Annotated in this window: 10 protein-coding genes; 4 read left to right on the top strand and 6 right to left on the bottom strand. The window is 45.3% G+C overall.

Annotated elements, in window-relative coordinates; all coding sequences use genetic code 11:
• The first annotated feature begins 84 nt into the window (after positions 1–84).
• Positions 85–867 (top strand): substrate-binding periplasmic protein, encoded by a 783-nt coding sequence (locus PATL_RS09220; protein WP_011574627.1) that lies wholly within the window; start codon positions 85–87, stop codon positions 865–867.
• Between the two features lie 306 nt (positions 868–1,173).
• Complete coding sequence (locus PATL_RS09215) at positions 1,174–2,571, top strand: PQQ-dependent sugar dehydrogenase (protein ID WP_011574626.1); 1,398 nt, start codon at positions 1,174–1,176, stop codon at positions 2,569–2,571.
• A 15-nt stretch (positions 2,572–2,586) separates the two neighbouring features.
• Here PATL_RS09215 and PATL_RS09210 read toward each other — a convergent pair whose 3' ends face one another.
• Positions 2,587–3,297: a winged helix-turn-helix transcriptional regulator gene (locus PATL_RS09210; RefSeq protein WP_011574625.1), complete on the bottom strand. Its 711-nt coding sequence runs from the start codon at positions 3,295–3,297 to the stop codon at positions 2,587–2,589.
• Positions 3,298–3,458: 161 nt separating this feature from the next.
• On the opposite strand from PATL_RS09210, the gene PATL_RS09205 reads away from it, so the two are divergent.
• Together PATL_RS09205 and PATL_RS09200 are read left to right on the top strand one after the other, a co-directional pair.
• Positions 3,459–4,880, top strand: coding sequence for an FAD-binding oxidoreductase (locus PATL_RS09205; RefSeq protein WP_011574624.1), 1,422 nt, complete (start codon positions 3,459–3,461; stop codon positions 4,878–4,880).
• 196 nt (positions 4,881–5,076) lie between these two features.
• Positions 5,077–7,143 carry a S9 family peptidase gene (locus tag PATL_RS09200; protein ID WP_041713607.1) on the top strand — a complete coding sequence of 689 codons (2,067 nt, stop codon included), beginning with the start codon at positions 5,077–5,079 and terminating at the stop codon, positions 7,141–7,143.
• Between the two features lie 519 nt (positions 7,144–7,662).
• On the opposite strand, the gene sucD is transcribed toward PATL_RS09200, so the two are convergent.
• The 5 genes from sucD to PATL_RS09170 all read right to left on the bottom strand — a co-directional run bounded on the left by sucD (position 7,663) and on the right by PATL_RS09170 (position 15,032).
• Positions 7,663–8,535 (bottom strand): succinate--CoA ligase subunit alpha, encoded by an 873-nt coding sequence (gene sucD, locus PATL_RS09190; RefSeq protein ID WP_011574622.1) that lies wholly within the window; start codon positions 8,533–8,535, stop codon positions 7,663–7,665.
• Entirely contained in the window at positions 8,532–9,701 is a 1,170-nt protein-coding gene (sucC, locus tag PATL_RS09185) for an ADP-forming succinate--CoA ligase subunit beta (RefSeq protein WP_011574621.1), read from the bottom strand. Before sucC ends, sucD begins: the two co-directional genes overlap by 4 nt.
• A gap of 123 nt (positions 9,702–9,824) precedes the next feature.
• Positions 9,825–11,312, bottom strand: a complete 1,488-nt coding sequence (gene odhB, locus PATL_RS09180) for a 2-oxoglutarate dehydrogenase complex dihydrolipoyllysine-residue succinyltransferase (protein ID WP_011574620.1) — start codon at positions 11,310–11,312, stop codon at positions 9,825–9,827.
• Positions 11,313–11,321: 9 nt separating this feature from the next.
• On the bottom strand, positions 11,322–14,144 hold the full coding sequence (gene sucA, locus PATL_RS09175) for a 2-oxoglutarate dehydrogenase E1 component (RefSeq protein ID WP_011574619.1): 2,823 nt from the start codon (positions 14,142–14,144) through the stop codon (positions 11,322–11,324).
• Between the two features lie 177 nt (positions 14,145–14,321).
• Positions 14,322–15,032, bottom strand: coding sequence for a succinate dehydrogenase iron-sulfur subunit (locus PATL_RS09170; RefSeq protein WP_006993808.1), 711 nt, complete (start codon positions 15,030–15,032; stop codon positions 14,322–14,324).
• Positions 15,033–15,038: the final 6 nt, after the last annotated feature.

Below are 15,038 nucleotides of genomic sequence, written 5' to 3'. Positions count from 1 at the left end.
GTGAAATTGCTCTAAAAATAGGTTCAACCAATATGATTTAGACAACCCACCACAAATCGGCTTTATTAACGCGAAAGGTAGATAATGAATTTTCGAGGCGCTCTAACAGTAAACACAAGGTGGATGACGCTTGTTTTCTTCCTTTTGTCTGTTAATGCGTTGGCTGAAGCGAAAACGAACATTATCGAGGTAGCCGTGGGCTGGTCCAAACCACCCTATGTTAACTCGGCGGATAACAGTGGGTTTGAGCTTGATCTCGCTCGCCACGTTTTTACTAAAATGGGTTATACCTTTAAACCAATCTATGTCCCCTATGGACGTAGCCTCAGCATGTTAAAAAACCAGAACGTTCAGGCTGCGCTAACAGTCAGTGAAAAAGCGGATGTATCCGGTATTTCCGTAAGTGATGTTTACATCGAATACCAAAATGTGGCGGTGACACTACAGGCCAGAGATATTAAGTTAAAACAGCCGAAAGATTTACAGCAGTATGTCATGTCAGCTTATCAAACCGCTTCTAAGAATCTCGGCGAAGAGTTTACACTTGCCGCCCACAAAGCTCCTCTTTACGTTGAACTGCCGGACCAGCAGAAGCAAGTCGCGATGCTGTTAAATGGCAATGTGTCGGTGGTGATCATGGACGTAAACATTTTTACTCACCTGCAGGCCCTGCTAGAGCCCAGTCATCAACTGACCCCGGTGACTGTGCATAACCTTTTTGCGCCAAATCGTTACAGAGTGGGTTTCTCAAACCAGCAGCTTAGAGATAGATTCAACCAAGCGTTACTCGAAGTACAAGAATCTGAGGCATTTGAAGAACTTGTGCAAAAATACAGCATGTACCGAGATGATGCCAAATTGAACTAAGCTACGCCTATTCTTTCACCACTGATTAACCTGCGCCTCAACGTCCAGTAGGGTAGTTTCCCCTTAGCATTCCAGCGCGTAAAACGGCTATACAAAATGCAAATGTTACTTAACTTAATTCCTTAGGCAGATTCACGCTATTAACGTATAAAGGCGTAATGACGCCAAAACATAAACGTTTGCGATGAATTTTTTCGTTAACAATAAGCGGCAAAAAAATTGCTTCATGTGTACTATCGTGTCCATTCTATATCATCAACTATACGGCGCTAGATTCATCTAGTTTAGTGAACTTCAGGAGATTTCATGTACCCTCTACGTACTTTTTTTGGCCCCTATTTATCTAACTTTAAACACTTTATACCTGCCATTGGGAGCACAACGCTGATCGTTTCACTCATTGGCTTAAGCGGTTGCAGCGAAAGCTCTAAAATAGACCCTGCTGTGACCTTTGGCGAAGAGCCCACTTTGGTTGAACCTAACAGCACACTTATCCCTAATGTGAGCATTGCCAGTGCTGTAGGCTGGCCTGAGGGCGAGAAACCTACGACCCCTTTGGATTCAATCCAAGTGAATCGCTTCGCAATGGATTTAGATCATCCAAGATGGCTTTACACTTTGCCAAACGGTGATGTTTTGGTGGCTGAGAGTAACAAGCCGCAGAAAGACCAAGACGATAGCGGAATTAAGGACTGGATTGCCGGCAAAATTATGGCAAAGGCTGGTGCGGGCACTCCAAGTGCAGATCGTATCACTTTATTAAGAGACGCTGATAAGGACGGTGTGGCGGAAACGAAAACCCGATTCTTGCAAAACCTTCACTCTCCCTTTGGCATGACACTCATCGGCAATACCTTGTATGTTGCCAATACGGATGCCGTGGTGAGTTTTCCTTATCAGCAAGGCCAAACTGAGATCACAGCCGCAGGTACAGAGTTAATAAAACTGCCTGGGGGGGAACTCAATCATCATTGGACCAAAAACCTTATCGCCAATAAGGACGGCACTAAACTTTATGCCTCGATTGGCTCCAACAGTAATATTGCAGAAAATGGATTTGAAGCCGAAATTGGCCGGGCCGCAATTTGGGAAATCGACATTGCAACAGGTGAGCATCGTGTTTTCGCTTCTGGATTACGCAACCCCGTAGGCATGACTTGGGTCGACGATACGTTATGGACAGCAGTTAATGAGCGAGATGAGTTGGGTAACGATTTAGTGCCTGATTATATGACGTCAGTTCAAGAAAACGGGTTTTACGGTTGGCCCTATAGTTACTACGGGCAAAATATTGATACCCGAGTCGAGCAGCGAGAGCCTGAGTTAGTAGCGCGCGCCATTAAACCCGATTATGCATTAGGCGCTCACACCGCATCGCTAGGGTTAATGTACTCTCGAGGTGGGCATGCACTAAACGATGTAAGCGAAGGCATGTTCATCGGCCAGCATGGCTCTTGGAACCGTGAACCTAAAGCTGGTTATAAAGTCATTTTTGTACCTTTTAAAAATCAACAACCTGCGGGGAAACCTATTGATATTCTGACAGGATTTTTAAACCAAGAAGATGAAGCCCGAGGCCGCCCTGTCGGGGTTGAGTTTGATAAGAGCGGCAATTTATTAGTGGCAGATGATGTAGGCAATATAATATGGCGGGTATCACCTAGTGATAGCAATGTTACTCATAATCTAAGTTCTAGCGAGTAAGATAGAACCCAGCACTTACTCAGACACGAGTAAGTGCCCTTCGCGTTTTTTGATATGCGCAAGCGTGCTACAACCTAGCCAATACTCGGCAATTTCGGTGTATTTTTTAGGTCCTCTGAATTTCAATGTGTGGTCTTTGACTGCAGCGGAAAAATCCTCCCAGCCCATCCAAATTTTGGTAAGTTCGCGCGCAGCCACTTCAATGTTTACATCTACATTAAACCCTCTGTCCACGTAACATAAATCCACTTGCCCATTTTCGAATATCAACCAATACTCGCTTTTATTCTCAGGCATGTCAGTCAGCAAAAAATGGGCAATAAAAAGGTTAGGCAAATCCTCATGTATTCTCACATTACGTCGAATGTCCCACATCAAGAAACTACCATCAATATTATCCAATGATGGCTCGGTTTCTAACCACTCCTGCCCCCAGCTAGCCATCGAGAAAACCACTGACTCAAGGGCTTTACCTGATTCAGTCAACACATAATCAACTTGTCCTGTTGCCTGCTTTTCTTGGCGCGTTATCAAGCCAATATTGACCAGCTCTTTCAAGCGGTTCGACAGCAATGTGCGCGACATTCGCGGCACTCCTCGGCTTATGTCATTAAAGTTTGTTGAACCAAACAGTAACTCTCTAAAGATCAATAATGTCCATTTATTGCATAGAAAAGCTGCAGACATTGCTAGTGGGCAATACTGCCCATAGGGGGTTGTATTCACAGTGGTATTCCTCAGTGAAAAGTCAATTTAGCATACGCCCTAAACGTGTATTTAGCACCCTAGCCAGTAAACAACTTGTACCCCCTAGTGCAAAATGTTCACTAGACTGCATTTTTACTAACGCCTACCCTTGGTTATAAATCAACCAAAGGAGTGACGATATGAACATTCATATTATGGGCCTTGATGGCCAAAAAAAGGATATAAATACACAACAGTTTGAACAGTACACTTCCTCTATTCGCGGTGAGGTGTTACTACCTGACACTGCCGGTTACGCAGAGGCTCGTGCACTATGGAATGGCATGATAGACATCTGCCCCGCCCTCATCGTCCGCTGCAGTGGAACCGCAGATGTGGTAACAACCATACAATTCGCTCGAAAGAATGAACTGTTAATCTCATTGAAAGGCGGTGGCCACAATATTGCGGGCAGCGCGTTATGTGATGGCGGCCTAACGATAGATATGAGCTGTATGAAAGGCATCTCCGTTGATCCTACGGCGCGCATAGCAAGAGTGCAAAGCGGCGTTTGCTTGGGAGATATTGATCACGAGACTCAACGCTTCGGTCTGGCAGTCCCGACTGGTATTAATTCAACAACGGGGATTGCAGGTCTGGCGTTGGGTGGCGGATATGGTTGGTTAAGCCGAGCTTTTGGGCATACCGTTGATAATATTATTAGCGTTGATCTAGTTGATGCTCAGGGCGATTTTCTGCATGTATCAGAGCAGGAAAACAGCGAACTATTTTGGGCTATACGTGGCGGCAGCGGTAATTTTGGGGTAGTAACACAATTTGAATTGAAATTGCATCCTGTTGGACCGATGGTATTTGGCGGTCCGGCTGTATTTCCCCTTACCGAAGCGAAATCAATTCTACGCACATATCGCGACATCGCCAAATCAATGCCGGATGAAGCAAGTTGCTGGCCTGTCATGCGCAAAGCACCGCCCTTTCCCTTTCTGGCCCCCGAACATCACGGTGAGCCCGTCATTATTCTGCCGATGATATACGTGGGAGATATAGCAAAAGGTGAAGAGGCACTCGCCCCACTTCGCAGTATTGCAAAGCCTTTAGCAGATGCGGTTGGCCCAGTCCCTTACGCTGCGTGGCAAGCAGCATTCGATCCACTGCTTGCACCAGGGGCGCGAAATTATTGGAAATCTAGCGACTTTACCGAAATGACTGACGAGCTTATCGATACGTTAGTCAACGCAGCCGAACAGTTACCATCAGATGAATGTGAAATTTTTACGGCTCAGCTAGGCGGCGCTGCATCTCGAGTGGCGCCTGATGCCATGGCCTTTCCCCATCGCTCAACAGCGTACACGGTAAATATTCATGGGCGTTGGCAAACCACTGATGGGGACGACGCAGGTAAAGCCTGGGTTAGAGAACTGTTTAATCAACTTGAGACGTTCTCAACGGGCAGCGTATACGTCAATTTTGTGCCCGAATATGACGAAGAGCGCTCAATTGGCCCTTATGGTGCTAACAGGCCAAAATTAGAAGAAATTAAAAGTCGTGTTGATAAACTAAACTTGTTTCGCAGTAATATTAACATTCAGCCCAGAGCCTAAATAGACCGCTAACGCTTTCAAAAGCGCTGCATGCACGTATCTGTCTAAGTATGTGCAGCGCCTCGCGATGTTCTTCCTTTCAAAACAACACTATATACCTCGCGTTATGGGCTATATTCATATTGCTAAACACAGGGACAAAGAGTTTATTCGTGCGGTTTTGGCCCCTACTCAAAGCCAACATAAAGGGAATCGAATGAAAATTTCATTGTTTTACGCTTTAACATTGAGCGCATTGCTGACATTGATCGGCTGCACCAACAGCATAAATCAGACAAGCCAGAAAATATCTAATCCAGGTGCTCAACAAGCCTCTGCCCCAGCGCTCATTTCTCGGGAGGTTTTATTTGGTAACCCCACTCGCTATCAAGGTCGCATCAGCCCAGATGGTAATAAGATGAGTTTTAGAGCGCCAGTTGATGGCGTGATGAACCTATGGGTGGGCAACTTAGGGGACTTCAACAGTGCAGTGCCAATAACGCATGACACCGGTCGTGGGATCCCTACCCACTTTTGGTCACTCGACAGTCAATACGTGTTTTTCATCCAAGACAAAGATGGAGATGAGAACTGGCATTTACACCGGATTGATATCGCCAGTGGCAACATCAGAGATTTAACCCCCTATGCGGGTGTGCAAGCCGATCAAATGCACCAAAATGTAAATCACCCCGGTACTATCATAGTAGGTATGAACGATCGCGATGCCAAGTGGCACGATGTATATCAAGTCAATGTAGCCACAGGGGAGCGCACATTACTGGAGCAAAATAACGGCTATACCAAATATACGTTAGACAATAACTTGCAGGTCCGCCTAGCAGTGAAAACCGCACCAGATAGGTCGAGCCAAGTGTTTACTAAAATAAAAGATAAATGGCGTTTGTGGTTCGAGGTACCCTTTTTAGATTCTGAACCCTTTAACATTATTGGCTTTGATAAAGATAATCAGGGCATATATATGCTCGATACGCGAGAGCGAAACACGGCTGCACTCGTTTATCTACTTTTGGGTGAGACCACTCCTAAGGTCATCGCCAGTGATAACAAAGTAGATGTATCAAATGTGCTGTTGCACCCAAGCAGTCACGAACCCTTAGCGTATGCATTGAATTACATTCAACCTGTATGGCACGCAATTGGCAGTACACTCCAAACACCCATCAAACGGTTGAACAGCCAACTTAGTGGCGGCTCTCAGGTGTTAGCCCAAACGTTGGACAATTCCCTGTGGACTGTATTCACTGACCAAAGCAATCAATCCCCCATTTATAAGGTATTTGATACCACAAGCGGCGAATTAAACAATATGTTTGTGACGCAGCCAAAGGTTAACGACCTGCCTCTTTCTACCATGCATGGTGTAGTTATCCCTTCACGTGATGACCTTGAATTGGTTAGTTACTTGTCGCTACCTTTGGATGCAGATCTCGACCAAGATGGTAAACCGGAGCGTCCGTCTCCGCTGGTTTTATTGGTTCATGGCGGCCCATGGGCACGGGATGTATTCGGCTTTGATTCTACTGCGCAGTGGTTAACGAATCGAGGTTACAGTGTGTTACAGGTTAACTTTCGCGCCTCTACAGGATTTGGCAAGGACTTTTTCAATGCTGGAAATAAAGAATGGGCCGGTGCTATGCATAACGATCTTATCGATGCAAAGAAGTGGGCCATTGAGCAAGGCATTACTACAGATGACCGAGTCGCCATTATGGGTGGCAGTTATGGTGGCTATGCAACCTTAACCGGACTGACTTTTACCCCTGAAGCGTTTGCATGTGGAGTCGATATTGTCGGTCCATCAAACCTAGTCACCTTACTCGATTCAATCCCGCCTTACTGGGAGAGCTTTCGTCAGAAGTTCTACGAAGCCGTGGGCGACCCTACAACCGAAGAAGGCTTAGCACTGCTTAAAGCACGATCACCTATTACACATGTGGACAAAATCGTTAAGCCGTTACTCATAGGGCAAGGTGCTAACGACCCACGTGTAAAACAAGCTGAGTCCGACCAAATCGTTAATGCGATGAAAAATCGTGACATCCCAGTGACCTATGTACTCTACCCAGACGAAGGGCATGGCTTTAGTAAACCAGAAAACAATCTGTCATTTTTCGCTGTAGCAGAAGCATTTTTGGGTTCTTGTTTAGGCGGGCGAATAGAGCCCATAGGTGATGATTTCAGTAATTCCAGCATTGAGATGATTCATGGAAGCGAATTTATCTCAGGATTAGATGAGCATATGTCTGAGTCGGAAGAATAGTCCTTCAAAGGTAAGCAAGGGAGCTTAGGCTCCTTTTTAACACTTTGCAGCAGAGTACCAAGTTAGGAATATTCAGGAGCGCCAAAGTTGAACCAAGACAATTAGCGCGACTGATGCAATAGCAAGTAACCCAAAGAGTCTAACTATATGCTTATTTAGATTTTCGGACTCGGTATTTTTGACCGAAGTCTCCTTACCAGCGAATAGTACGAAGCAAATGATAGGAGCAATAAGATAACCCAGCCCTACAAGGGGGCTATTGAAAGAGATATCTCTGAAAAGTTCTCGGCATTCATTGTAACAACCACTGCTGATGGCTGCACAAAGGGCTGGGTTAGCATAAAGTGAAGTCATTAGCAGAAGAAACGGTCTGATGGTTTTGTTCATCACTCGATTGATAAATCCTTTTTACACATTATTCTTGGCGTAAGCCTGCTGCTGTTGAGTATCCTATTCTAGCGAGTTTTAGTCATAAAAAAACCCGCTACAAAAGCGGGTTTTTATGAGTACTAAGCAAGCTTACCAACCGGTAATTTCGCGAAGACCTTGACCAATGTCAGCAAGTGAGCGAACAGTCTTAACGCCTGCATCTTCAAGTGCTTTAAATTTGTCGTCAGCAGTACCTTTACCACCAGAGATAATCGCACCAGCATGACCCATGCGCTTACCAGCAGGAGCAGTTACACCAGCAATGTAAGAAACAACAGGTTTAGTGATGTTAGCTTTGATGAATGCAGCTGCTTCTTCTTCAGCCGTTCCGCCGATTTCACCAATCATTACGATTGCTTCAGTCTTAGGATCGTCTTGGAACATCTGTAGGATGTCAATGAAGTTAGAGCCTGGGATAGGGTCGCCACCGATACCAACACACGTAGACTGGCCGAAACCTTCATCTGTTGTTTGCTTAACAGCTTCATACGTCAACGTACCAGAGCGAGAAACGATACCGACTTTACCTGGCTTGTGAATGTGACCAGGCATGATGCCAATCTTACACTCGCCTGGGGTGATAACACCTGGGCAGTTAGGACCGATCATACGCACGCCTTTACGATTTACGTATTCTTTAACGTAAAGCATATCAAGCGTAGGGATACCTTCAGTGATACAAACGATCAATTCGATACCTGCATCTGCAGCTTCAACGATAGAGTCTTTACAGAAAGGCGCTGGTACATAGATAACAGTCGCAGTAGCGCCTGTTTCTTGAACCGCTTCACGTACTGTATTGAAAACAGGCAAACCAAGATGAGTTGTGCCGCCTTTACCAGGCGTAACACCACCGACCATTTGCGTACCGTATTCGATAGCTTGTTCTGAGTGGAAAGTACCTTGTCCACCAGTGAAACCTTGACAGATTACCTTGGTGTTTTTGTCGATTAGTACGCTCATGCAGCACCTCCGGCAGCTTTAACAACTTGTTTCGCAGCATCCGTTAAGCTAGAAGCGGCGATGATATCTAAACCTGAGTTAGCCAATACATCACGGCCAAGCTCTGCGTTTGTACCTTCTAAACGTACAACAACAGGAATGGTTACACCCACTTCTTTAACTGCACCGATAATACCTTCAGCGATCATGTCACAACGCACGATACCACCGAAAATGTTAACCAAAACGGCTGCAACATTTGAATCAGAAAGGATGATTTTGAATGCTTCAGCAACACGCTCTTTGGTTGCACCGCCGCCAACATCTAGGAAGTTAGCTGGTGAGCCACCGTGCAAGTTAACGATGTCCATAGTGCCCATTGCTAGGCCTGCACCATTAACCATGCAACCGATGTTGCCATCAAGTGCTACGTAGTTAAGTTCCCACTTAGCCGCTTGTGCTTCACGTGCATCTTCCTGTGAAGGATCGTGCATTTCTTGAAGCTTAGGCTGACGATATGCAGCGTTGCTGTCCATCGCTACTTTCGCGTCAAGACAATGAAGGTTACCGTCGTCTTTAATAACAAGCGGGTTTACTTCGATTAGTGCAATGTCTTTTTCTTCGAACAATTTAGCCAAACCCATGAAGATTTGAGTAAACTGTTTGATTTGAACGCCTTTAAGACCAAGTTTAAACGCGATTTCGCGAGCTTGGTAAGGTTGAGCACCTACTAGAGGATCGATCTCAGCCTTAAGAATTTTTTCAGGTGTTTCTTCAGCAACGGTCTCAATTTCAACACCACCTTCGGTAGATGCCATGAAAACTACGCGACGAGAAGCACGGTCAACAACTGCACCTAGGTACAATTCTTGAGCAATATCTGTACAGCTTTCAACCAAGATTTTGCTTACTGGTTGCCCAGCTTCATCTGTCTGATAAGTCACCAAATTTTGACCAAGCCATTTTTGAGCAAATGCCTTGATTTCATCTTTGTTTTTAACAAGCTTAACGCCACCTGCTTTACCGCGACCACCAGCGTGAACCTGACATTTCACAACCCATTCAGTACCGCCAATACGATCTGCAGCTTCAACTGCCGCCTGCGGAGTTTCCGCAGCATATCCTTCAGATACAGGTAAACCGTATTCAGCGAATAATTGTTTACCCTGATATTCATGCAAATTCATGGTTTTCTATCCGTTTTGTTTAAGAAAAAAGCCGCGCTTGGCAGCTTGATTTTGTTAGCCGATATTATAGAAACAACAACGGCAAGAAACGAGTAAGTCAATGACTTACCCGCTTAGATCCTATTAAACATCCAGTAGCAGACGCGTTGGATCTTCTAACATTTCCTTGATCGTAACTAAGAAACCAACAGACTCTTTACCGTCGATGATTCTATGATCATAAGAAAGTGCTAAATACATCATAGGCAAAATTTCTACTTTGCCATTCACCGCCATAGGACGATCTTGGATTTTATGCATTCCCAAGATAGCGCTCTGTGGTGGATTAATAATAGGGGTTGAAAGCAATGATCCAAACACACCACCATTAGTGATAGTGAAGTTACCACCTTGCATATCAGCCATTGACAATTTACCGTCACGCCCTTTAAGTGCAAGTGCTTTGATGCCACCTTCGATACCAGCCATACCCAGTGTATCGCAATCGCGCAATACAGGTGTAACCAAACCGCGAGGAGTAGACACTGCAATCGATACATCGAAGTAGTTATGGTAACAAATATCATCACCGTCAAGAGACGCATTCACTTCTGGGAAGCGTTTAAGCGCTTCTGTTACTGCTTTAACGTAGAAAGACATGAAACCTAAACGAATACCGTGACGTTTCTCGAACGACTCTTGATATTGCTTACGTAATTCCATGATAGGCTTCATATTAACTTCGTTGAACGTTGTCAACATAGCCGTAGAGTTTTTCGCTTCAAGCAAACGACTCGCGATTGTCTTACGAAGACGTGTCATAGGTACACGTTTTTCAGAACGCTCACCGCCTAGTGAAGGCGTCGCCGGTGCGTCAGCTTTTGCTGGTGCTGCACTCTTAGCTGGCGCAGACAATGATTTCTCAACGTCTTCTTTAGTCACACGACCGCCTTTACCTGTACCTTTGATGCTCGCAGCATCAATGCCTTTTTCAGCTAATAGACGGCGTACTGAAGGGCTTAAGGCGTCATTGTCTGAACCGCCTGTATCACTACTAGCGGCAGCAGTGGCTTCAGCTTTAGCGGGCGCAGCGCCTGCAGCAAAATTAGCAATCACTTGCTCACCCATTACCGTTTCGCCTTCTTGAGCGAGAATGTCACTCAAGGTGCCATCGGCTGGAGCAACCACTTCTAAAACCACTTTATCGGTTTCAATATCTACCAAGTTTTGGTCACGAGAGACCGATTCGCCTGGTTGAACATGCCATGTTGCTACGGTTGCATCTGCCACTGATTCGGGCAGAACAGGTACTTTAATCTCCACTGACTCACCTTTATTACTGGATGTTTTCTCTGCTGCTGGTGCACTTTGCTCTTTTGCTTGAGATGCGCCAGCCCCTTCTTCAAATTTTGCGATTATCTGCTCGCCTAGTACTGTTGCACCTTCTTCATCTAGGATGTCGCTTAATACGCCATCTGCAGGAGCAACCACTTCAAGTACCACTTTATCGGTTTCGATATCGACCAAGTTTTGATCGCGAGTAACCTGTTCACCTACCTTCACATGCCAAGTGGCAATTGATGCATCGGCCACAGATTCTGGCAATACCGGTACTTTAATATCTATTGACATACTGGATCCTTATTTAATAGTTAATGCATCATCAACCAACTCTTTTTGTTGCTGGTTGTGAACAGAAATATACCCTACCGCTGGCGACGCAGATGCGTTACGACCGGCATAGCTTAATTTTGCGCCGTTAGGAATAGCTGACCAAAAGTGGTGTTGACTACAATACCAAGCACCTTGGTTTTGTGGCTCTTCTTGACACCAAACCCAATCAGTAACGTGTTTGAACTTATTGACGATAGGCTCAATTTCAGCGTGCGGGAACGGATAGAGTTGCTCAATACGAATAATAGCAACATCATCCTGCTCACTCTTACGGCGCTGATCAAGTAAGTCATAATACACTTTGCCTGAACACATCACGACGCGCTTCACCTTCGAGGCATCCATTTCGTCAATTTCATCAATCACGTTTTGGAATACGCCAGTCGACAACTCCTCAAGAGAAGAAACGGCCAATGGATGGCGTAACAATGATTTAGGTGACATAACAATTAGTGGCTTACGCATCGGGCGAATAGCCTGACGACGCAACATGTTGAAAACCTGAGCTGGCGTTGATGGTACGCACACCTGCCAGTTATGGTCAGCACACATTTGTAAGAAACGCTCTAAACGTGCCGAGCTATGCTCTGGGCCTTGACCTTCGTAACCATGAGGAAGCAGCATAGTAAGACCGCATAGTCGGCCCCATTTGGCTTCACCTGAACTTAGGAATTGGTCAATAACCACCTGAGCACCGTTGGCGAAATCACCAAATTGAGCTTCCCAAATGGTCAGTGTACCTGGTTCTGCCGTGGCATACCCGAATTCAAAGGCCAGCACAGCCGCTTCTGATAATACAGAATCGTATATTTCCATGGTCCCCTGTTCTGGGTGTAAATGCGCAAGTGGCATATACGCTTCGCCATCACCTTGACCATGCAATACAGCATGACGGTGGAAGAAGGTACCACGACCAGAATCTTGACCTGTCATACGGATGTTTGAGCCACGGTCAACGATAGAGGCGTAAGCTAGATTTTCGGCCATTCCCCAGTCAAGTAATTTTTCACCAGCAACCATAGCGCGACGGTCTTGATATAGCTTGGCTACGCGAGATTGTAACTTGTGATCTTCTGGATAAGTACATAACTTATCGCCGAGATCTTTAAGCTTCTCTACACTGATTTGCCCCTCATAAGGTGCAGTCCAGTCGTGGCCAAGATACGGAGTCCAATCCACTGAATGCTCAGTCATTGGGCGCCACTCTTCTACCACACAAGCTCCGTGATCAAGTGCTGCGCGATAATCAGATACTAACTTGTCTATTTCATGAGATTCAATAGAGCCTTCGGCTAGCAATTGCTCGGCATAAAGCTGACGAGGAACAGCGTGCTTTTTAATCTTCTTGTACATCAACGGCTGTGTCGCACTCGGCTCATCGGCTTCGTTGTGTCCGTGACGGCGGTAACAGACTAAATCAATTACCACGTCGCGTTTAAATTTATTACGATAATCAAGGGCTAGCTTAGTCACAAACATAACGGCTTCAGGATCATCTGAATTTACGTGGAAGATAGGCGCCTGTACCATTTTAGCAATATCAGTACAGTATTGAGTTGAACGCGTATCTTCCGTATTGGATGTGGTGAAACCAACTTGGTTGTTGATAACGATGCGAACCGTACCGCCCACTTTGAAACCACGTGTTTGAGACATGTTAAATGTCTCTTGCACTACACCCTGACCAGCAATAGCGGAATCACCATGAATAGTAATCGGTAATACCACAGAGCCATCTTCACAGTTTCTGCGATCTAGACGCGCGCGCACCGAGCCGATAACCACTGGATTAACAATTTCTAAATGAGACGGGTTGAAAGCAAGTGCTAAATGCACGTTGCCGCCTGGGGTAGCGTAATCTGACGAGTAGCCAGCATGGTATTTAACATCGCCAGCACCTAAAGTGTTGTCGTGCTTACCAGAGAATTCATCAAATAAAACCGACGGGTTTTTGCCTAGTACGTTAACAAGAACGTTAATACGTCCTCGGTGAGCCATACCGACAACCACTTCTTTCGTGCCACATTCGCCAGCATGACTAATCAAGCCTTTGAGCATAGGCACTAATGCGTCACCGCCTTCAAGAGAGAAACGTTTAGCTCCTGGGAATTTAGCCCCTAGGTATTTCTCCATGCCATCAGCAGAAATTAGGCCTTTAAGAATGGCGACCTTCTCATCTCGAGAAATTTCAGGTTTAGCTTGTACAGATTCAATTCTATCTTGTAACCAGCGCTTTTGTTCTGTATCGGTAATGTGCATGTACTCAGTACCAATTGAGCCACAATAAGTACGGTTAAGTGATTTGAACAAATCACCTAATTTCATACTGTCTTGGCCTATGGCGTAAGAGCCGACATTATATACAGTGTCGAAATCTTTTTCTGATAACGAGTGATGCGACAATTCAAGATCGCGAACTCTGGGTTGTTTCCAAAGTTCTAATGGATCAAGATTTGCGTGCTGGTGACCGCGAAAACGGTATGCATTAATAAGCTGTAAAACTTTAACTTGTTTCTCATCGCTGGCATGAGATGTACCAGTAGAAACAGTCCCTGCTCGAGCAACAGGACCCAGTGCAGCTAATGCTCGAAATTGGTCACGAATTTCACTGTGCTTAGTCTCAAGTTCAGCTCCTTCGACCTTAGGTAATTTGTCGAAAATAGCACGCCATTCGTCAGATACGCTTTTCGCGTCTTCAAGATATGCTTCGTATAGTTCTTCTACATAAGCAGCGTTGCCACCAGCCATGTGAGAAGAATCCCACCATGCTTTCATCACGCTTTGTTGCATTGTTGTCCCTTGAATTTTATTAAGACTCACAATTAAATGTGCAGATGCACACGACCTTTTAAAGGTTTGCTGATGCTCACCTTAACTTACAGTTTGTAAACTAAAAAAATAGCCACCCGATTTGGGATGGCTATTTAGACATTATCATTCTGCAGAGATAACTTACAGAATTAAAAACTAAACAGCCCGCTGTAACAGCATGGACTTGATGTGTCCAATTGCTTTGGTCGGGTTTAACCCTTTCGGACAAACGCTAACGCAGTTCATAATCCCATGACAACGGAACACACTAAATGCGTCATCTAGATCGCCCAAGCGTTGTTCAGTCGCGGTATCACGGCTATCAGCTAAGAAACGGTAAGCGTGCAATAAGCCCGCAGGACCAATGAACTTGTCAGGGTTCCACCAAAATGAAGGACAAGAGGTTGAACAGCAAGCACATAAGATACACTCGTACAAACCATCTAACTTCTCGCGCTCTTCAGGTGATTGTAAAAACTCACGTGCTGGCGGTTGATTGTTGTCGTTAATCAAGAACGGCTTGATTTTTTCGTACTGGGTATAGAACTGAGTCATATCAACGACTAAGTCACGTACCACAGGTAAACCAGGCAAAGGGCGAACAACGATTTTCTTGCTACCAAGGGCAGACAAAGGCGTGATGCACGCCAAACCGTTTTTACCGTTCATGTTTACACCGTCAGAACCACAAACACCTTCACGGCATGAGCGACGGAATGACAACGTTGGATCTTGTTCTTTCAACGCGATAAGTGCATCAAGCACCATCATGTCTTGACCTTCTTCAACCTCAAGTTTGTAGTCTTGCATACGAGGAGCATTGTCTACATCTGGGTTATAGCGATAAACAGAAAATGATAATTGCATATGCTT

It is taken from the genome of Paraglaciecola sp. T6c, assembly GCF_000014225.1.
Lineage (GTDB): Bacteria > Pseudomonadota > Gammaproteobacteria > Enterobacterales > Alteromonadaceae > Paraglaciecola > Paraglaciecola atlantica_A.
The sequence above is the reverse complement of the archived record's forward strand: the minus strand, read 5'-3'. Positions and strand labels throughout refer to the sequence as shown.